The sequence below is a fragment of the Azospirillum brasilense genome, from assembly GCF_007827815.1.
Taxonomy (GTDB): Bacteria; Pseudomonadota; Alphaproteobacteria; order Azospirillales; family Azospirillaceae; genus Azospirillum; species Azospirillum brasilense_C.
In genome coordinates, this window is record NZ_VITH01000006.1 from 206644 (window position 1) to 225364 (window position 18721).

General features: G+C 69.2%; 19 protein-coding genes. 7 read left to right on the forward strand and 12 right to left on the reverse strand.

Going from position 1 to position 18721, the window contains the following annotated elements; translation table 11 throughout:
• Positions 1 to 13: 13 nt before the first annotated feature.
• From FBZ83_RS14090 to FBZ83_RS14125, 7 genes are all read right to left on the reverse strand, one after another.
• Entirely contained in the window at positions 14 to 724 is a 711-nt protein-coding gene (locus tag FBZ83_RS14090; RefSeq protein ID WP_145683844.1) for an ABC transporter ATP-binding protein, read from the reverse strand.
• Complete coding sequence (locus FBZ83_RS14095; RefSeq protein WP_145683846.1) at positions 711 to 1469, reverse strand: ABC transporter ATP-binding protein; 759 nt, start codon at positions 1467 to 1469, stop codon at positions 711 to 713. Before FBZ83_RS14095 ends, FBZ83_RS14090 begins: the two co-directional genes overlap by 14 nt.
• Entirely contained in the window at positions 1466 to 2479 is a 1014-nt protein-coding gene (locus FBZ83_RS14100; protein WP_145683848.1) for a branched-chain amino acid ABC transporter permease, read from the reverse strand. The genes FBZ83_RS14095 and FBZ83_RS14100 overlap by 4 nt, the downstream gene beginning before the upstream one ends.
• Positions 2479 to 3348, reverse strand: a complete 870-nt coding sequence (locus FBZ83_RS14105) for a branched-chain amino acid ABC transporter permease (protein WP_014198978.1) — start codon at positions 3346 to 3348, stop codon at positions 2479 to 2481. Before FBZ83_RS14105 ends, FBZ83_RS14100 begins: the two co-directional genes overlap by 1 nt.
• Before the next feature lie 57 nt (positions 3349 to 3405).
• Entirely contained in the window at positions 3406 to 4602 is a 1197-nt protein-coding gene (locus FBZ83_RS14110; RefSeq protein ID WP_145683850.1) for an ABC transporter substrate-binding protein, read from the reverse strand.
• A gap of 293 nt (positions 4603 to 4895) precedes the next feature.
• A complete protein-coding gene (locus FBZ83_RS14120; RefSeq protein ID WP_145683852.1) occupies positions 4896 to 6260 on the reverse strand; it encodes an MFS transporter in 1365 nt (454 codons plus the stop codon).
• A gap of 94 nt (positions 6261 to 6354) precedes the next feature.
• Positions 6355 to 7302 carry a Gfo/Idh/MocA family oxidoreductase gene (locus tag FBZ83_RS14125; protein WP_145683855.1) on the reverse strand — a complete coding sequence of 316 codons (948 nt, stop codon included), beginning with the start codon at positions 7300 to 7302 and terminating at the stop codon, positions 6355 to 6357.
• A 473-nt stretch (positions 7303 to 7775) separates the two neighbouring features.
• On the opposite strand from FBZ83_RS14125, the gene FBZ83_RS14130 reads away from it, so the two are divergent.
• From FBZ83_RS14130 to FBZ83_RS14155, 6 genes are read left to right on the forward strand one after another with little or no spacing between them, the layout of a single operon-like run.
• The gene (locus FBZ83_RS14130; protein ID WP_145683857.1) at positions 7776 to 8510 is read left to right on the forward strand and encodes a PIG-L deacetylase family protein; all 735 of its coding nucleotides are present in this window, start codon (positions 7776 to 7778) and stop codon (positions 8508 to 8510) included.
• A complete protein-coding gene (locus FBZ83_RS14135; RefSeq protein WP_145683859.1) occupies positions 8510 to 9181 on the forward strand; it encodes a 4-carboxy-4-hydroxy-2-oxoadipate aldolase/oxaloacetate decarboxylase in 672 nt (223 codons plus the stop codon). The genes FBZ83_RS14130 and FBZ83_RS14135 overlap by 1 nt, the downstream gene beginning before the upstream one ends.
• Positions 9174 to 10232, forward strand: a complete 1059-nt coding sequence (locus FBZ83_RS14140) for a 4-oxalomesaconate tautomerase (RefSeq protein WP_145683861.1) — start codon at positions 9174 to 9176, stop codon at positions 10230 to 10232. Before FBZ83_RS14135 ends, FBZ83_RS14140 begins: the two co-directional genes overlap by 8 nt.
• A gap of 24 nt (positions 10233 to 10256) precedes the next feature.
• Entirely contained in the window at positions 10257 to 11132 is an 876-nt protein-coding gene (locus tag FBZ83_RS14145; RefSeq protein ID WP_145683863.1) for an amidohydrolase family protein, read from the forward strand.
• A gap of 41 nt (positions 11133 to 11173) precedes the next feature.
• Positions 11174 to 11521, forward strand: coding sequence for a protocatechuate 4,5-dioxygenase subunit alpha (locus tag FBZ83_RS14150; protein WP_114857163.1), 348 nt, complete (start codon positions 11174 to 11176; stop codon positions 11519 to 11521).
• 4 nt (positions 11522 to 11525) lie between these two features.
• Positions 11526 to 12368, forward strand: coding sequence for a class III extradiol dioxygenase family protein (locus FBZ83_RS14155; RefSeq protein WP_145683865.1), 843 nt, complete (start codon positions 11526 to 11528; stop codon positions 12366 to 12368).
• Positions 12369 to 12486: 118 nt separating this feature from the next.
• On the opposite strand, the gene FBZ83_RS14160 is transcribed toward FBZ83_RS14155, so the two are convergent.
• The 3 genes from FBZ83_RS14160 to FBZ83_RS14170 all read right to left on the reverse strand — a co-directional run bounded on the left by FBZ83_RS14160 (position 12487) and on the right by FBZ83_RS14170 (position 15302).
• Positions 12487 to 13692, reverse strand: a complete 1206-nt coding sequence (locus FBZ83_RS14160; RefSeq protein WP_145683867.1) for an NAD(P)/FAD-dependent oxidoreductase — start codon at positions 13690 to 13692, stop codon at positions 12487 to 12489.
• A gap of 38 nt (positions 13693 to 13730) precedes the next feature.
• Positions 13731 to 14054 (reverse strand): 2Fe-2S iron-sulfur cluster-binding protein, encoded by a 324-nt coding sequence (locus FBZ83_RS14165; RefSeq protein ID WP_145683869.1) that lies wholly within the window; start codon positions 14052 to 14054, stop codon positions 13731 to 13733.
• Positions 14055 to 14138: 84 nt separating this feature from the next.
• Complete coding sequence (locus FBZ83_RS14170; protein WP_145683871.1) at positions 14139 to 15302, reverse strand: cytochrome P450; 1164 nt, start codon at positions 15300 to 15302, stop codon at positions 14139 to 14141.
• Positions 15303 to 15483: 181 nt separating this feature from the next.
• On the opposite strand from FBZ83_RS14170, the gene FBZ83_RS14175 reads away from it, so the two are divergent.
• Positions 15484 to 16401 (forward strand): helix-turn-helix domain-containing protein, encoded by a 918-nt coding sequence (locus FBZ83_RS14175; RefSeq protein WP_145683873.1) that lies wholly within the window; start codon positions 15484 to 15486, stop codon positions 16399 to 16401.
• 13 nt (positions 16402 to 16414) lie between these two features.
• On the opposite strand, the gene FBZ83_RS14180 is transcribed toward FBZ83_RS14175, so the two are convergent.
• Together FBZ83_RS14180 and FBZ83_RS14185 are read right to left on the reverse strand one after the other, a co-directional pair.
• The gene (locus FBZ83_RS14180; protein WP_145683875.1) at positions 16415 to 17335 is read right to left on the reverse strand and encodes an NAD(P)-dependent oxidoreductase; all 921 of its coding nucleotides are present in this window, start codon (positions 17333 to 17335) and stop codon (positions 16415 to 16417) included.
• 142 nt (positions 17336 to 17477) lie between these two features.
• Positions 17478 to 18704 carry a LysR family transcriptional regulator gene (locus FBZ83_RS14185; protein ID WP_145683877.1) on the reverse strand — a complete coding sequence of 409 codons (1227 nt, stop codon included), beginning with the start codon at positions 18702 to 18704 and terminating at the stop codon, positions 17478 to 17480.
• Positions 18705 to 18721 lie beyond the last annotated feature (17 nt).

An 18721-nucleotide genomic window follows, 5' to 3' on the forward strand; every position in this document is an offset into this window, starting at 1 on the left:
TCCCACGGCCCCCTTATCCGGCGAGCGCCACCCCGAGGTGCCGTTCCATGAGGGCGTGGTCGTCCCGCAGAGCGGCGGCCGCCCCCTCATGCACCACCTGCCCGCGTTCGAGGATCACCGCGCTCTGCGCGAAGTCCAGGGCGCGGTCCACCTGCTGCTCCACCAGGATCAGGGTGACGGTCAGCTGCGCCAGCGCCTGCATCAGCTGGTCGCAGATCACCGGAGCCAGGCCCTCCAGCGGCTCATCCAGCAGCAGCACCGTCGGCCGGCCGAGCAGCGCGCGGGCGACCGACAGCATCTGCTGCTCGCCGCCGGAGAGCGCGCCCCCGCCGTTGCCCCGCCGTTCCTTCAGGCGGGGGAACAGCGCATAGGCCTCCTCCAGGGCGGAGCGCGGCCGGCCCTTCAGCCCGGTGACCAGATTCTCCTCCACCGTCAGCGAGCGGAAGATGTCGCGGGTCTGCGGCACATAGCCCAGCCCGGCCGCCGCCCGTGCGGAGGAGTTAAGGCCGGTCAGTTCGACGCCGTCCAGCCGGATGCTGCCGGCGTGCCGCGTCGTCTGCCCGACCAGGGTGGCCAGCGTCGTCGTCTTGCCCATGCCGTTGCGGCCCAGCAGGGCCAGCCGCCCACCGGCCGGCACGGTGAAGGTCAGCCCTTCGATGATTCGGGTCTCGCCATAGCCGGCGGTCAGGCCGGTGATCTCCAGCGTCCCTTCAGTGCGGCGCATTGGCCCGGCTCCCCAGATAAACCTCGCGGACGCGCGGATCGGTGGTGATCTCCTGCGCCGTGCCGCTGCACAGCAGGCGGCCCTGCGCCAGCACGACGATGCGCTTGGCGAAGCGGAAGACCAGATCCATGTCGTGCTCGATCATCAGCACGGCCAGATCGGCCGGCAGGCGGTCCAGCGCATCGAGGATGCGGTGGCTTTCCGAATGCGGCACGCCGGCCGCCGGCTCGTCGAGGATCAGGAGTTTCGGTTTCAACGCGAGCGCCAGCGCGATCTCCAGAAGACGCTGCTGCCCGTAGGCCAGCGCTCCGACGGCGGTGTCCGCCACCGGGACCAGCCCCATGCCGTCGAGCAGGCCGGCCACCTCGTCGGCCAGTCCCGGCGTGCGCCGGACCGAGGCGAAGAGGCGGAAGGTTTTCCGCTCGCGCTCCAGAACGGCCAGCTCCAGATGCTCGCGCACCGTCATCGACCGGAACAGCCGCGCCACCTGGAAGGAGCGGATCAGCCCGAGGCGCACCCGCGCCTGGGCCGACAGGCGGGTGACGTCCTGCCCGGCCAGCCGGATGGTGCCGGAACTGGGCGCCAGCACGCCAGTCACCAGATTGACGAAGGTCGTCTTGCCCGCCCCGTTCGGCCCGATCAGCGCGCAGCGCTCGCCCGGATGGAGCGCCAGCGTGATGTCGGCCGACACCTGCAAGCCGTCGAAGTTCTTGCTCAGCCCCTGTACGTCGAGAAGCGCGGTCATGCCCGGTTCCCCTTGATGAGACGGTCGGCGAGCGAGGCGATCCCCCCCGGCAGGAACAGCACCGTGCCCATCAGGAACAGGCCGATGAACAGCATCCAGTGGAAGGGATCGATCGCGGCCATCACGTGATGGATCGTCATGAAGGCCACCGTGCCGATGACGGCGCCGACGAGCCGCCCGGCGCCGCCGAGCACCAGCATGACCAGCGCCTCCGCCGACCAGGAGAAGCTGACGCTGTCCAGCCCGACGATGCCGCTGGTCACCGCGGTCAGCGCCCCGGCCACACCGGCGAACACCCCGGCGACGGCGTAGAGCGTGACCAGATAGCGGCGCGGCGAACCGCCCAGCGCGGCGACGCGCAGCGGGTCCTCCTTCACCCCCCGGCAGGCCAGCCCGAAGGGCGAACGGACGATGCGCCGCGCCACCAGGAAGCCGACCAGAAGCACCGCCAGCGCGAACAGGTAGGAGGTGCGCCCGAACATGTCGAAGCGGAACAGGCCGAACAGCGGGCTGGGCTCGATGCCCGACAGGCCGTCGCTGCCCCCGGTGAGGTCGCGCGCCTTGTTGACCACCTCCTGGACGATCTGCACCACGGCGATGGTCAGCATCAGCAGCGTCAGGCCGCGCGCGTGCAGGATCAGCGCGCCGGTGACCAGGGCGACCAGACCGCCGGCCAGACCACCGACGGCGAGCAGGACGAGCGGGTCGCTCACCAGATGCACGGCGGCGATTCCGGCGGCGTAGGCCCCGGTGCCGAACATCGCCGCATGCCCCAGCGTGGCGATGCCGCCGAAGCCGAGCACGAGGTCGAGCGACAGGACGTAGAGCGCCGTCGCGGCGATCCGCGTCATCAGGCCGAGATCGTTGGGAAACAGCCAGAAGGCGGCCAGCCCGGCGGCGGCGAGCAGCGGAACCGCGGCCCCGCCCAACGCCCGGCGGAACCGGGGCTCGTGCGCCGCGACCGGCGGAGACGGATCGATGACCACCGCGCCCGTGTGACGTCCGCTCATCAGGCGGCCCTCCCCTGGAAGAAGCCGTGCGGCCAGCGGAACAGGATCAGGATCAGCGCGGCGTAGAAGAAGAACTCGCCGAAGCTGGGAATCAGGTATTTGCCCGCGGTGTCGACGATGCCGAGCGCCAGGGCGGCGGCGGCCGAGCCCAGGATGTTGCCCGCCCCGCCGACGGCGACCACCGCCAGGAACAGGACGATGTAGCGGATGGCGTAATAGGGCTCCAGCGGCAGCAGCTCCGCCCCCAGCACCCCGCCCAGCGCCGCCAGCCCGGTGCCCAGCGCGAAGGTCGCGGTGTAGAGGCGCTCCGTCCGGATGCCCAGCGCCGCGGCCATGTTCGGGTCGTCCACGGCGGCGCGCAGCTTGATGCCGAAATCGGTGCGCTCCAGCAGCCACCACAGGCCCAGCACGGTCGCCGCTCCCATGGCGATGACGAAGGCGCGGTGCACCGGGATCGACTTCGGCCCGATCGCCACGGTGCCGAGCAGAGCGTCCGGCAGCGGGATGCGCTTCAGCGTCGGGCCGAACAGGTAGTTGATCCCGGCGACGATGACGAAGGTCAGGCCGATGGTCAGCAGCACCTGGGCCAGCTCGTTGGCCGAGCCATAGATGCGCCGGTACAGCAGCTTCTCCAGCGGCAGCGTGGCGAGCACGGTGAACAGGATCGCCGCCACCAGTCCCACGGCGTAGGGCAGGCCCAGCCCCTGCGCGGCGTAGGAGGCGACGTAGCCGGCGACCATGGCGAAGGCGCCGTGCGCGAGGTTGACCACGCGCATCAGGCCGAGCGTGACCGACAGGCCGACCGAGATGATGAACAGGATCATCCCGTAGGCGACCCCGTCCACCACGATGCCGAAAAGCGTTTCCATCAGGAACTCCAGCGCGGACAGGCCCCCTCCCGTCGGGGACGGGGGCCGTCGATGGTCCTACTTGCCGGCCTTGAAGCCGTAATCGGGCTGGTCGGGGAACCCGGCGACCTCGGTGTTCTGCAATTTGCCGTCCTTGCGCTCGGTCACGCGCAGGTAGATGGTCTGGGTGACGTGGCGGGACTCGGGGTCGATCCGCACCGGCCCGCGCGGGCTTTCCCAGGCCATGCCCTTGACCGCCTCCACCGCCTTCGCCCCGTCGCTCTTGCCGCCCGTCGCCTCGACCATGCGGTAGATGACGTGCGCGCCGTCATAGGCGCCGACCGAGGTGAAGGTGACGATGTCGGACGAGCCGAACAGCTCCTTGTGCTTGGCGAGGAACTGGCGGTTCAGGTCGGACTCGTGGGCCTGGCTGTAGTTGAAGGTCGTGGTGATGCCGACCGCCGCGTCGCCGAGCACCGGCAGGTCCGGCTCCTGCGTGATGTCGCCGGGGCCGAAGAACTTGATCCCCGCGGCCTTCAGGCCGGTGTCGCTGAAGGCCCGGGCGAAGCCCAGCGTCGTCGGGCCGGCGGGCAGGAAGGCGTAGATCGCCTCCGCCCCGGAATCCTTGATGCGCTGCATGAAGGGGGCGAAATCGGTGGACTTCAGCGGCATGCGGATGCTGTCGACCACCTTGCCGCCGGACTTCTCGAAGGTCTGCTTGAAGGCGGTCTCGCCGTCGATGCCGGGGCCGTAGTCGCTGACCGCGGTGGCCACCTTGCGGATGCCTTGCTTGGCGACATGCTCGGCCAGCGGCACGGTGTTCTGCCACAGGGTGAAGGAGGTGCGGACGTAGCGCGGCGACTTCTCGGTGATGGCCGAGGTCGCGGCGTTGAAGATCACGCAGGGAATGTTCGCCTCGTCGATCAGCGGGGCGACGGCCAGCGCGTCCGGCGTGAAGAAGAAGCCGGCGAGGTATCCGACCTTCTCCTTGACCACCAGTTCCTGAGCCAGGGCCTTGCTCTGCGCCGGGTTGGCCTGGTCGAGGTCCTTGTAGACGAACTCCACCGTGTTGCCGGCGACCGTCTTGCCATGCTGGGCCTGATAGACCTCGATGGCCTGCTTGAAGGTCTGGCCGACCGTGGCGAAGGGGCCGGAGAACGGCGCGATCACCCCGACCTTGATCGTGTCGGCCCAGGCGGAACCGGCGCCGCCATCAACCGCGAGGGCGCACAGGAAAGCCGTGCCCAGCAGGGCCTTGCGAAATGTTCCGGACATGTTTCCTCCTCGTTTTGAAAGCCCCCGTGCTTTTTCGTCGTTGATTGGGGGGCATTGCTTTGAAGGCGTTGCTTCGGGGCGTCTTGGCGTTCGCCCGGGCCGGTCGCGCAGGCCGCCGATACCGTCACCACAGCAGGGATATCAGTGATCGCAGCGCTGCGCTCATTCGTTGGGCGAAGGCCCCATTCGTTTTTTGAATAACGTTCGGGGCGCCATTGCACTGCAGCATGGGCACCTGAACCGATGATCGACGGTGCCAAGCCGCAAAGCCTAGGAATTGTCTATAGTAAAACTCAATGCCCCAGGGCTTCGACGGTCCGACCCGTGCCGCTCGACCGGTCCTCGGGATGGACGAACTGCTTGACCAGCAGGGCCAGGGCGGCGACCAGACCCGGAACGGCGACGATGGCGAAGATGCTGGTGAAGTCGAGCTGTTGGCGGGCCAGCTCGGCCACCAGGAACGAGCCGCCGATCCCGCCGAAGCGGCCCAGCCCCAGCATCCACGCCACGCCGGTGGCCCGCCCGTGGGTCGGGTAGAAGCTGGCGGCCAGCGCCGGCAGAGAGGTCTGGGCGGTGTTCATGATGGTGCCCGCCGCGAAGACCGTGACCACCAGAAGCCCGACATTCCCGGCCACCTGCCCGATGGCGTAGACGGCGCCGTAGGTCAGCACGAAGCCGAAGGCGATGATCCGGTTGGCGTTGAAGCGGTCCATCAGCCAGCCCGACAGGATGGCCCCGACGCCGCCCAGCGGGAACAGCGCGGCGATCAGCGCGGCGTCGCGCGGCGCCAGCCCGGCGTCCTTGAACAGGATCGGCATCCAGTTGATGAGCGCGTAGAAGATCACCAGCCCCATGAAATAGGCGACCCACAGCATCACCGAGCCGACCAGATAGCCGCGGGACAGCACGACCGCGATGCCGTTCCGCGTCTTGGTCGCCGGGGCCTTCTCGGTCATCACGAAGCTGGCCGCCCCGGCCGCCGTCTCGGAAATGCGGCGCAGCACGGCGCGGATGCGCTCCACCGGGTGGTTGTGGGCGACCATGTAGCGGACCGATTCCGGCAGCAGGACCAGCAGCGCCGCCGCCAGGACCAGCGGCGCGATCCCGCCCAGCACCAGCACGCTGCGCCAGCCCCACAGCGGGATCATCCAGGCGGCGAGGAAGCCGCCGAAGGCCGCGCCGAGCGGAAAGCCGCAGAACATGGCGTTGGTGACCATGGCGCGCCGCCCCTCGGGGCAATATTCGCTCATCAGCGTGACGGCGTTGGGCATCGCCGCCCCCAGTCCGAGCCCGGTGACGAAGCGCAGCATGACGAGCTGGTCCAGGTTGCCCGAGAAGGCGGAGGCCAGACAGGCGGTGCCGATGACCAGAACCGAGCCGATCAGGATCGCCTTGCGGCCGAAGCGGTCGGCCAGGGGCCCGGCGGACAGGGCGCCGAAGGCCAGCCCGAACAGCGCCGCGCTCAGCACCGGCGCCAGCGCCGGCCGCGCGATGCCCCATTCCGTCGTCAGCGACGGGGCGATGTAGCCAATGGCCGCCGTGTCGAAGCCGTCCAGAAGGACGATGAAGAAGCACAGCGCGAACACCAGCCACTGGTATCGCGAAAAGGGGTGCTCGTTGAGAAAGGCTTGGACGTCGACGCTGCGCGCGGTTGGCATGGGTTTCCTCCTCGGGGGACTCGTCACGGGGCGATTTTTGTTTTGCGTCCCGTCATCTTGGTTTTTGAGATTTGTGGCCTCACGCTGTCCCTGCTCAGGTGCTCAGCGACTTCTCCAGCCGGTCGAGCGTCCGCATGGCCGGCAGGCACTGCGCCACGCTGGCGTTGGGCTCGCGCCCGTCGCGGATGGCGGCGAAGAACTCGCGGTCGATCAGCTCGATGCCGTTGGTCGACACGGTGAGGCCGCTGAGGTCGATCTTGTTGTCCTTGCCGTCGTACAGATCGTCGTAGCGGGCGATGTAGGTCCCATGATCGCAGATGTAGCGGAAGAAGGTCCCCAGCGGCCCGTCGTTGTTGAAGGACAGCGACAGGGTGCAGATCGCCCCGGACGGCACCTTCATGCCGATGCTCATGTCCATGGCGATGCCGAGCTGCGGGTGCGCCGGCCCCTGCAGGGCGTGCACCTGGCTGGCGACCTCGCCGGTCTGGTACTGGAACAGGTCCACCGTGTGGCAGGCGTGGTGCCACAGCAGATGGTCGGTCCAGGTGCGCGGCTTGCCCAGCGCGTTCATGTTGGAGCGGCGGAAGAAGTAGGTCTGGACGTCCATCTGCTGGATCGCCAGCTCGCCGGCCTGGACCCGGTTGCGGATCCACTGGTGGCTGGGGTTGAAGCGCCGCGTGTGCCCGGCCATGGCGACGAGGCCGCTGGCCCGCTGCGCCGCGACCAGCCGCTCCGCGTCGGCCAGACTGTCGGCCATGGGGATTTCCACCAGCACATGCTTGCCGGCCTCCAGGCACTGGATCGCCTGGGTGGCGTGCACCGGCGTCGGGGTGGCGAGGATCACCGCCTCCACGTCGGTCCGCTCCAGGCTCTCGGCCAGATCCTTGGTCCAATGCGGGATGCCGCGCGCCTTGGCGAAGCCCTCGATGTCGTCCGGTTCGCCGCCGACCACCGACACCACCTCGACGCCGTCGATGGCGGCGACCGCCTCCAGATGCTTCACGCCGAAGGCGCCCGCGGCCCCCGCCACACAAATCCTCATCGCGTCCTCTCCCGAAATCCCTTGCTCGGGCTGGGGAGCCTCCCGCAGCGGCGGGTCCGGCTCCTCGCCCCTTAATCCCTCATGATCGAATGGGTATCATCCCGCCCGCCGCCGAGGAAATTCGTTCATCGAAGAGCCCATTTGTTTTTTGAATAGCGAGAAGTCCGACCGGCAGGGAAGGAGCCCCGCCGAGGCAGCGGCAAGACAGCCCTTTCCTTACCCGCCAACGCGCCTTTGAGCACAGCCCCGTATGTTGCATCCCCATGATTCGACATGAGATTACGCCCGACGCGACATCTTCGTATCGCCCCGGAGACATTCCCGCGCCCGACACCCCATGGCGAGGCCGGACAAAAAAGCGCGCCTATAGCAAAACCAAATGGTAAGGAAGGGAGTTCGAAATAGGATTTGCCACCGGACCGGCGGATGATGGGCCATCGGAATTGGAATGCCCAGACTGGGAGCGGACATTCATGGCACAGAACAAAAGAGCGCTGGTGCTCAGCGCCCACTCGGCGGACTTCGTGTGGCGCGCCGGCGGCGCCATCGCGCTGCATCAGAAGAAGGGTTACGAGGTCACCATCGTCTGCCTGTCCTACGGCGAGCGCGGCGAGTCCGCCAAGCTGTGGAAGCAGGACGGCTGCACGCTGGACCATGTGAAGACGGAGCGCCGCAAGGAGGCCGAGGCCGCCGCCAAGGCGCTGAACGCCCACGACATCCAGTTCTTCGACCTGGGCGACTACCCGCTGGAGATCGACCGCGAGGCCAAGTTCCGTCTGGTCGACGTGATCCGCAAGGTGCAGCCGGCCTTCCTGATGAGCCACTCGCACTACGATCCCTACAACACCGACCATTCCTACGCGACCAGAGTCCTGATGGAATGCCGGATGATCGCCCAGGCCTGGGGCCACAATCCCGGCCAGAAGGTGCTCGGCGCCCCGCAGCTCTACCTGTTCGAGCCGCACCAGACCGAGCAGATGGGCTGGAAGCCGGACGTCTTCCTCGACATCACCGAGGTGTGGGACAACAAGCGCGCCGCCATCGAATGCATGGCCGGGCAGGAGCATCTCTGGGATTATTACACCAACCTGGCGCAGAACCGCGGCAACCACTTCCGCCGCAACTCCGGCGGGCAGGCCGGCGGGCGCAACGCCCGCTACGCCGAAGGCTTCCAGTCGGTCTATCCCCGCACCGTGGATGAGCTGTGATGAACGTCGTCGTCCAAAGCATTGAGCGGGCCGACCCGGCGGTGATCGCCGGTCTCGCCGACTGCGGCGTCGCCACCGTGCACGAGGCGCAGGGCCGCAAGGGCCTGCTGGCCTCCGCCCTGCGCCCGATCTATCCGGGCGCCCAGCTCGCCGCCTCGGCGGTGACCGTCCTCGCCCCGCCGGCCGACAACTGGATGCTCCACGTCGCCATCGAGCAGGTGAAGCCCGGCGACATCCTGGTGCTCGCCACCACCTCGCCGTCGGACGCCGGCTATTTCGGCGACCTCCTGGCGACCTCGGCCCAGGCGCGCGGCTGCGCGGGTCTGGTCATCGACGCCGGGGTGCGCGACGTCCGGACACTGACCGACATGGGCTTCCCGGTCTGGTCCCGCGCGGTCTGCGCCCAGGGCACGGTGAAGGAGACGCTGGGCTCGGTCAACGTGCCGGTGGTCTGCGCGGGCGCGCTGGTGAATCCCGGCGACGTGATCGTCGCGGACGACGACGGCGTCTGCGTGGTCCGCCGCGAGGAGGCCGCCGACGTGCTGGCGAAGGCGCAGGACCGGCTGGCCAAGGAGGAGGAGAAGCGGGCGCGGCTCGCCGCCGGCGAACTCGGCCTCGACATCTACGGCATGCGCGGCCCGCTCACCGCGAAGGGGCTGCGCTATGTCTGACGGCGTGCGCTGCCTGTGGATGCGCGGCGGGACCTCCAAGGGCGGGTATTTCCTGGCCGACGACCTGCCGTCCGGCACGGCGGCGCGCGACGCCTTCCTGCTGCGGGTGATGGGCTCGCCCGACCCGCGCCAGATCGACGGGATGGGCGGCGCCGACCCGCTGACCTCCAAGGTGGCGGTGGTGCGCCGGTCGGAACGGCCGGGCGTGGACGTGGACTACCTGTTCCTCCAGGTGTTCGTGGACAAGGCCATCGTCACCGACGCGCAGAACTGCGGCAACATCCTGGCCGGCGTCGGCCCCTTCGCCATCGAGCGCGGCCTCGTCCCCACCCGCGACGGCGTGACGCCGGTGACCATCCACATGGAGAACACCGGGCAGGTGGCGGTGGCCTCCGTGCCGACGCCGGGCGGGGCGGTCACCTACCGGGGCGAGGCGCGCATCGACGGCGTGCCCGGTACGGCGGCGGCGATTCCCATCGAATTCCGCGACACCGCCGGCTCCTCCTGCGGGGCGCTGCTGCCGACGGGGAACGTGGTGGACGTCATCGACGGCGTTCCGGTCACCTGCATCGACAACGGCATGCCGGTGGTGGTGCTGCGCGCCGCCGACCTCGGCGTGCGCGGCGACGAGACGCGGGAGGAATTGGACGCCGACGCGGCGCTGAAGGCGCGACTGGAATCGATCCGGCTGCAGGCCGGGCCGCGAATGAATCTGGGCGACGTGACGGACAAGTCGGTGCCGAAGATGACCCTGGTCAGCGCGCCTGCCAACGGCGGGGCGGTGTCCACCCGGACCTTCATCCCGCACCGCTGCCACGCCTCCATCGGCGTGCTCGGCGCGGTCAGCGTCGCCACCGCCTGCGCGCTGGAGGGCTCCCCCGCCGCGTCGCTCGCCGTGGTCCCCGACGGCACCACCCGGACGCTGAGCGTCGAGCACCCGACCGGCGAGATGACCGTGGTTCTCGACCTGGACGAGGCCGGAACGGTGACCCGCGCCGCCCTGCTGCGCACCGCCCGCAAGCTGTTCGACGGCGCCGTCTACGCCGACTGATCTTTTCCCCGAAGGGAGCCTTCCATGGACGCCGACTACCGTCCCTTCCACCCGAATCCGAGCAAGCCGGCCTACACGCCGCCGCCCGGCGCGGTGGACGCCCACTGCCACGTCTTCGGCCCGGCCGACCGCTTCCCCTACGCGCCGGAGCGCAAATACACCCCCTGCGACGCGCCGAAGGAAAAACTGTTCGCCCTGCGCGACGAGCTGGGCTTCGCGCGCAACGTCATCGTCCAGGCGACCTGCCACGGCAAGGACAACCGGGCGCTGGTCGACGCGCTGAGGGCCTCCAACGGTCTGGCGCGCGGAGTCGCCTCGGTCGGCCCGTCGATCACCGAGGGTGAACTGGCCGAGCTGCACGAGGCCGGGGTGCGCGGCGTGCGCTTCAACTTCGTCAAGCGTCTGGTGGACACCACGCCCAAGGAGGTCTTCCTCGGCATCGCCGACAAGATCGCCAAGTTCGGCTGGCACATCGTGGTCTATTTCGAGGCGCCGGACCTGGACGACCTCACGCCCTTCCTGCGCGAGCTGCCGACCACCATCGTCGTGGATCATATGGGCCGCCCGGACATCGCCAAGGGCGTGGACCACCCGCAGTTCCAGAAATTCGTCGCCCTGATGGCCGAGAACCCCAAGGTCTGGAGCAAGGTCAGCTGCCCCGAGCGGCTGAGCGTCCAGGGTCCGCCGTCCTACGACGACGTGGTGCCCTTCGCCCGCCTGCTGGTCGACCGCTTCACCGACCGCGTGCTGTGGGGCACCGACTGGCCGCACCCGAACATGACCTCGCACATGCCCGACGACGGGCATCTGGTCGACGTCATCCCCCGCATCGCCACCGACGAGGCCAAGCGGACGGCGCTTCTCGTCGACAACCCGATGCGGCTTTACTGGTCCGAATAAGCCCAAAAACGAGCGACAGAAACGAAAAGGAGGAAACACCCGTGACCGCACCCCACGAGCCGATCCCCGGCACCACCATCTTCGACGGCCGGATGGCCATGAAGGGCTATCCGCTCAACAAGATGTGCTACTCGTTCAACGAGGCGGCGGCCCGGCAGGAGTTCCTGGCCGACGAGGACGCCTACTGCGCCAAGTTCGGCCTGACCGACGAGCAGAAGACGGCCATCCGGGAGCGCAACGCGCTGGCCCTGCTCGCGGCCGGCGGCAACATCTACTACCTCGCCAAGTTCATCGGCATGCTCGGCCTGAACGTCCAGGACATCGGCGCGCAGCAGACCGGCATGACGGTCGAGGAATTCAAGGCAAAGCTCAAGGCGGCGGGGAACTGAGACCATGGCCAAGATCGTCGGTGGCGTCACCACCTCCCACATTCCCGCGATCGGCAACGCCATCGCCAACGAACTCTTCGAGGACCCCTATTGGAAGCCGTTCTTCGACGGCTATCCCAAGGCCCGCGAGTGGCTGGCCGAGGTCAAGCCGGACGTAGCCATCGTGGTCTACAACGACCACGGGCTGAACTTCTTCCTCGACAAGATGCCGACCTTCTCCATCGGCGCGGCTCCCGAGTACCAGAACAAGGACGAGGGCTGGGGTCTGAAGCCGCTGCCGCCCTACCCCGGCGATCCGGAGCTGTCCTGGCACATCATCGAATCGCTGGTGAACGACGAGTTCGACATCTGCTCCTGCCAGGAGATGGCGGTGGACCATGGCTTCACCGTGCCGATGGCCCTGCTGTGGCCCGACCAGACCCAGCGGCCCGTCCACACCATCCCGGTAGCCGTCAACACGGTGCAGCACCCCCTACCGACCCCGGCGCGCTGTCTGAAGCTGGGCGAGGCCATCGGCCGCGCGGTGGCGTCCTACCCCAAGGATTTGAAGGTGGTCGTGCTGGGCACCGGCGGCCTGTCGCACCAGCTCGACGGCGAGCGGGCGGGCTTCATCAACAAGGACTTCGACCTGATGTGCCTTGAGAAGATCGTCGACGAGCCGGAGGCGCTGGCGAAATACTCCATCCACGATCTGGTCCGGCTGGCCGGCGCCCAGGGGGCAGAGCTGATCCTCTGGCTGATCATGCGCGGTGCGCTGGGCCGGAAGGTCTCGAAGGTCCACAGCAACTACCACATCCCGATCTCCAACACCGGGGCCGGCCTGCTGGTCCTGGAAAGCGCGGCCTGATCGGGCCTCCCGTTGGTCCCCATCCGCCGCCGCGTTTCCCGGCGGACGGGGATCATGCAGAACAGGCCGGTGCAGCGCGCGCTGCACCGGCCTGTTTCTTTGCGTCACGATCCAACGATTACCGCGTCAGCGATGCCAGCGGGAAGGTCTCGTCGGCGGCTTGGTCCGGCGTCAGCGCGGCCTTGCGGTCCAGCAGCTTGCGGCCGACCATGTGGTCCGCCGGGCGGTTGACGGAGTCGATGGCGACCAGGGCGCCCTCCCGGAAATAGAAGGCCGAGAAGCGGCGGTCCTCCGGCGCGCCGCGCAGCACCATCCGGTCACGGTCGGCCGACAGGCCGACGATCTGCAGCTTTACGTCATATTGATCGGACCAGAACCAGGGCGCCGCCGTGAAGGGACGCTCCCGCCCCAGCAGCGCGGCGGCGGCCGACTTGCCCTGCTCGACGGCGTTCTGCACCGACTCCAGCCGCAGCAGGGTCCCCATGCCGGTGCGCCGGGCCGTGCAGTCGCCGACCGCAACGATGGACGGATCGTCGGTGCGGGCGCAATCGTCCACCAGGACGCCGCCGTCGCACGCCAGCCCGCAGCCCTCGGCCAACGCCGTGTCGGGGACGATTCCGACACCGACCACCACCAGATCCGCCGGGTGCGAGCGCCCGTCGGCGGTGCGCACGGCGGTGACGCGGCCCCCCTGCCCGTCCAGCCCGATCACCTTGGCCCCCAGCTCGACCATCACGCCCTGCCCGCGGTGCAGGTCGGCGTAGAAGCCGGCCAGGAACGGCGTCGCCGAGCGGGCGAGCAGCCGGTCGGCCGCCTCCAGGATGGTCACCTCCAGGCCGCGCTTGCGCGCCGCCGCCGCGACCTCCAGCCCGATGTAGCCGCCGCCGATCACCACCACCCGCGCCGCCCGGTCGAGCGCCGCGCGAATCCGCCGCGCGTCGTCCAGCGACCGCAGGCCCAGAACGCCGTCCAACCCGTCACCGGTGATCGGCAGACGGCGCACCCGCGCACCCGTGGCGAGCGCCAGCCCGCGATAGTCCAGGCGGCGCCCGTCCTCCAGGCGTACGTGGCGGGCGGAGCGGTCGATGGCGGCGACGCGGGTGCCGGTCAGCAGGGCGATGCGCTGCCGTTCGAAGACTTCGGCGCCGCGGATGGCGAGTTGCGCCTCCTCCATCGTGCCGGCGAGAATCGCCTTGGACAGCGGCGGCCGGTGATAGGGGGCCGACGCCTCCTCCCCGATCAGCGTGACGGGACCGTCATAGCCCTCGGCGCGCAGGGATTCGGCGACCTGCAAACCGCCCTGCCCCGCCCCGACGATGACCATTCCGGCATCCGTGGGCTCCGCTTGCGCCGGGCCGCCCATCAGCTCTGGGTCTCCGGCAGGCGCACGACGATGCCGTCCAGCGCGTCGCTCACCCGGATCTGGCAGGACAGGCGGCTGTTGCTGCGCCGCTCCGACGCCGTGCAGCCGAGCATTTCCTCCTCCGTCTCGCTGGGCGGCGGCAGGGAGTCGACGAGCGCCTCGTCCACGTAGCAGTGGCAGGTCGCGCAGGCGCAGGAACCGCCGCATTCGCCCTCGATGCCGGCGACGCCGCTTTGCACCGCGCCCTGCATCAGGGTCCAGCCCGTCGGGATGTCCACAACCTGCTCCAGGCCGTCGTGCTCGATGAAGGTGACCTTCGCCATGACCGAAACTTCCTTTTAAAAAAGCGTGTTCCGGGACGACGGCGCGGCCGAAGTCTCCCCCGGCCGCGCCGTCGTCCCAGATGTTCAGCCGACCGCCAGTTCGAGGCGGGTCGGGCTGCGGAAGGTGGTGGAGGGCATCCAGGGCAGTTGGTCCTGCACCCGGACGAACTCCGGCACGCGCTTCAGGAACTCCTCGCAGGCGACGCGGGCGGCCAGACGGGCGAAGGCCGTGCCGAGGCAGGCGTGGACACCGCCGCCAAAGCCGAGATGGCCCTTCGGCTTGCGGTCGATGTCGTAGAGATGCGCGTTGGCGAAGCGCCGCTCGTCGCGGTTCCCCGACCCGTAGGCGAGGCAGACGAAATCGCCGGCGCGCATCGTCTGGCCGTGCAGCTCGACGTCCTTCTGCAGGCAGCGGCGGAAGCGCTGGGCCGAGGTGTTGAAGCGCAGCGATTCCTCAATGGCGTCGGGGATCAGCGCCGGGTTGGCGGCGAGCCGCCGGCGCGCGTCGGCATGGTCGGCGAGGTTCAGGGCGAACATCGCGAGGAAGCCCGACAGGGATTCGATGCCGGCCATGATCAGCGTGGTGATGGTCATCTGCACCTCGCGGTCGGCCAACTTCTCGCCGGCGACCTCGGCCTGGATCAGGGCGGTGATCAGGTCGTCGCCGGGTTCGCGCTTGCGCAGCTCCACCAGCTCCTTGGCGTATTCGCTCATCCACTGGAAGGCGGCGAGGTGCTCCGGCCCCTTCTGGCGGGTGCGGGGATCGGACTGCACCATCAGCACGGCCTTGTCACGCACCATCCGCTCGTTCTCGCGCGGCAGGTTGAACAGGCCGAACAGCACGTCCACCGTGACCTTGCTGGAGACGTCGCTGACGAAGTCGAAGGTCTTCTCCCCTTGAACGGCATCGAGCGCCCGGTTGGCCGAGGCGCGCACCGGCTCGGTCAATCCTTCCACCGCCTTCTTGGTGAAGGCGAACTGGACGATGCTGCGCAGGCGGTCGTGGCGGGGCGGATCGGTGGTGCCCAGCGTGTTGCCGGCGCGGTTGGGCATCTCGTCCATCAGATTGCCCTTGGCCGAAGAATAGGTTTCCCAGTCGTTCAGCGCGGTGACGATGTCGTCGTAACGCGACAGCACCCACATGTTGGCTTCCTCGCTCCAGAAGCAGGGATGATCATCGCGCAAGGTCTTGTAGAAAGGAAACGGGTCGGCATCGACGGCCGGTGAGTAGGGATCGAAGCGAAACATCGGGCGCAGTCCTCCGACGCCCGCGGCGGCGGGCGGCCAATTGGCGGTTTTTGGTTTGGATTGACGCGAACCGTTCTGGTCGCGAACAATTGCATCCTAAACGGGTTTCCCCTTTCCGCGGAATGGACGAAGCCGAAGGAAAATTGTACTTTTCCGACAAACGGTGGCGCGGGAGGACGGCATGGAACCGGCGGCGGAGGGGATGGCGCAGACACGCTCCGACGCGGTGCCGCTGTTCGCGCTCTACGGCGAGGAGGCCCGGCTCACCGACGCCGAATTCATCCACATCGAGGACATCGAAAGCCGCAGCCGCCTCTACGACTGGGGCATCGGCTCCCACACCCACCGCGGGCTGTTCCAGCTGGTGGCGGTGCTCGACGGCGGGGCGCGCGTGCAGATCGACGACCGGGTGGCGGAGGTCGCGGCGCCCTGCGTGATCGTCGTTCCGCCGGCGGTGGTGCATTCCTTCCAGTTCCAGCCGGGCAGCCACGGCTATGTGCTGACGGTGGCCGAGGTGATGCTGTTCGACGGGGCCAGCGCGCAGAGCCGGCCGCTGTTCGAGGCGCTGTTCCTGCGCCCCTGCCTGATCGATTTCACCGACGCCCCGGCGGCGGCGGGGCGCGTCGCCGCGCTGCTCGATCAACTGATGACGGAGTTCCGCTGGCCGCAGCTCGGCCGGTCGGCGATGTGCGAGTGGCTGCTGCGCGGCGTCCTGTTGCTGCTGGAGCGCCAGCGCGCGGCGGCGGCCGGCGCCGACCCGGCGGAGCGCGTGCGCACCGAGCTGTTCGCCCGCTTCCGCGCGCTGGTCGAGGACCATTTCACCGAACATTGGACGATCCCGCGCTACGCGGACGCGCTGGGGATCACGGAATCGCGGCTGAACCGCTTGTGCCGGCATCTCGCCGGCCGCTCCGCCTTCGAGGTGGTGCAGGACCGCCTGCTGCTCGAAGCGAAGCGCCGTCTGGTCTACATCGCCGCACCGGTGGCGATGATCGCCTACGAGCTGGGCTTCCAGGACCCTGGATATTTCAACCGCGTCTTCAAGAGGCTGACCGGGAAGACGCCAGCCGCCTTCCGGCGCGCGGCGCGGGCCGGGTAACGGGGGCTGCTTCTCAGCGCTCGACCGGATCGAGCCGCGCCAGAATGGCGTCGGCGAGCGCCCGGTAATCGCCCTCCCCGATGGCGCGGGCGTCCAGTTTGAGGTCGCCGACGCGCTGCTGCCAGTCGACGGCGGCGCGGACCATGCCGCCGGCCAAACCCAGTTCATCGACGGTGCGCGCGACCTCGCGCATCTCGGCGGCGCGGCGGACGCCGTGGGTCATGACGCGCTCCTGCATGTAGGCGGCGCGCTCCTTGAAGCCGAAACCGGGATAGGTGACGTCCAGGGACTCCAGCACCACCTTGTCCACCCCGGCCTTGCGCCCGGCCAGAACGCATTCGAGGAACAGCGCCTCCAGCCCCTTCATCATGACGCTGCGGATCATCTTGATCGAGGAGGCGGTGCCCACCGGTCCCGCCGCCTCTTTGGCGTTCATCTCCAGGGCCGACAGGGCGGCCAGGGCCTCGGCGGCGTGCGGGCCGGCGACCAGAAGCGGCGTCTTGTGGAGCTTCGGATGGACCGGCGCCATCACCGCCAGATCGACGTAGCGCCCGCCCGCCGCCTCGACCGCCTGCGCCGCCTCCCGTTTGGTGCCGGGCGCGCAGGAGTTGCCGTCGAAGAACAGCGCGCCGGGCGCGAGATGGGCGGCGGCGTCGCGGGCGGCGGCCTGCGCCTGATCGGCGGTGACCAGCGAGAAGACCAGCGCGGCCCCGGCCAAGGCGTCCTCTGCCCGCTCGGCGCCGGTCACACCCGCCGCCACATAGTCCGCCCATTTGCGGGCGCGCACCACAGCGTCGGCGGACCCGGTCTTGACGTCGAAGGCGGCGACCGTGTCGGCCAGCCCGGCGCCCCGCCAGCCGGAGCAGAAGGCCGACGCCGCCTCCCCGAACCCGATGAAGGCCACCTTGGCCGTCCGCCGATCCTGCACCGTCATCGCCGCCTCCGTCCGTGCGCCGGGAGTCCACCTCCCCTCGACTGGGCAGGACTAACACGCCGACACACCCCCGGCGCCATTCAATGACGGACCTTCCTATCCAATTTTTGAATAGCGTCTCGACGGTGTTTTGAATGGCCGGTCACGGGCGGGGAACCGGCGAGACGGCCTGCGTCCCGGCCGCGCGCAGCAGGTCGAGGAAATGCGCCTGCGTCGCGGTCGGGCGCCACCCCCGGCGCACGGTGAGGCCGATGGTGCGCTCGGTGTTGGCCAGCTCCACCGGGAGGATGACCAGCAGGCCCAGCTCGTGCTCATGCCGGATCTGGTGCGCCGAGATCAGCGTCAACCGGTCGCTGCCCAGCAGCAGGCCGCGCACCAGGATCTGGGAGCTGGTCTCGACCAGCCCGCGTGGCGGGGCGTCGGCGAACAGCGCCTCGAACCGGTCGCGGGTCGGCGTGCCACGGCGCGGAACCACCCATTGGCACCCCGCCAGCTCCTCCAGCGTCAGCCTGGGCCGGCGGGACAGCGGATGGAAGGCGCGCGCCACCACGACCAGCGGGTCCTCGAACAAGGGCTCCTGCACGACGTCGTCGATGGGCAGCGGGTCGCGCAGCGCGCCGATCAGCACGTCGATCTCGCCGTGGCGCAGCCCGTGCAACAGGTCGTCGTACGGGCCGTCGAGCACGTCGAACTGGACGTCCGGACGCTCGCGCACCAGCGCGTTGACGGCGGTCGGCAGGATGAAGGGGCGCGACAGCGGCATGCTGCCGACGACGATGCGGGCGGTGTCGCCGCCCAGCCCCTCGCCGACCTCGGCAAAGCCCTGCTCCAGCTCGGTGATCGCCAGCTTGACATGCTGGACCAGCGCCTTGGCGGCCGGGGTCAGCGCGATGCCGGCGGCGGTCCGCGCGAACAGCGGCATGCCCGACAGCCGTTCCAGATCGCGGGCGGCGCGGTGCAGGGTCGGTTGCGAGATGCCGACGGTGCGCGCTGCGAGGCTGAAATTGCCGGCGTCGGCGACCGCGGCCAGCGCGCGGATCTGCGCCGCGGTCAGCAGCTGGTCGAAATCCGCCACACCGCGCAGGCCGCCCTTGCGCCCGCCGATGCGGACGGCCTCGCGCGTGCCGGTGCGCAGGCGGTCCAGCGCGCGCTCTACCCGGTCGAGGAACAGCACGCCCATGGCGGACACCGCCATGCCGTCCGGCCGCCGCTCGAACAGAGGGGTGCCGACCTCCTCCTCCAGCTTGGCGATGGCCTGGGTGATGGCCGGCTGGGACAGATGCACATGCTCCGCCGCCTGACTGATGCTGCCGCGCCGCGCCACCTCGCGGAAGGCCCGCAAATGCCGGATGTTGGGAATGCCGTTCATCGGACCGTCCTGCTCCA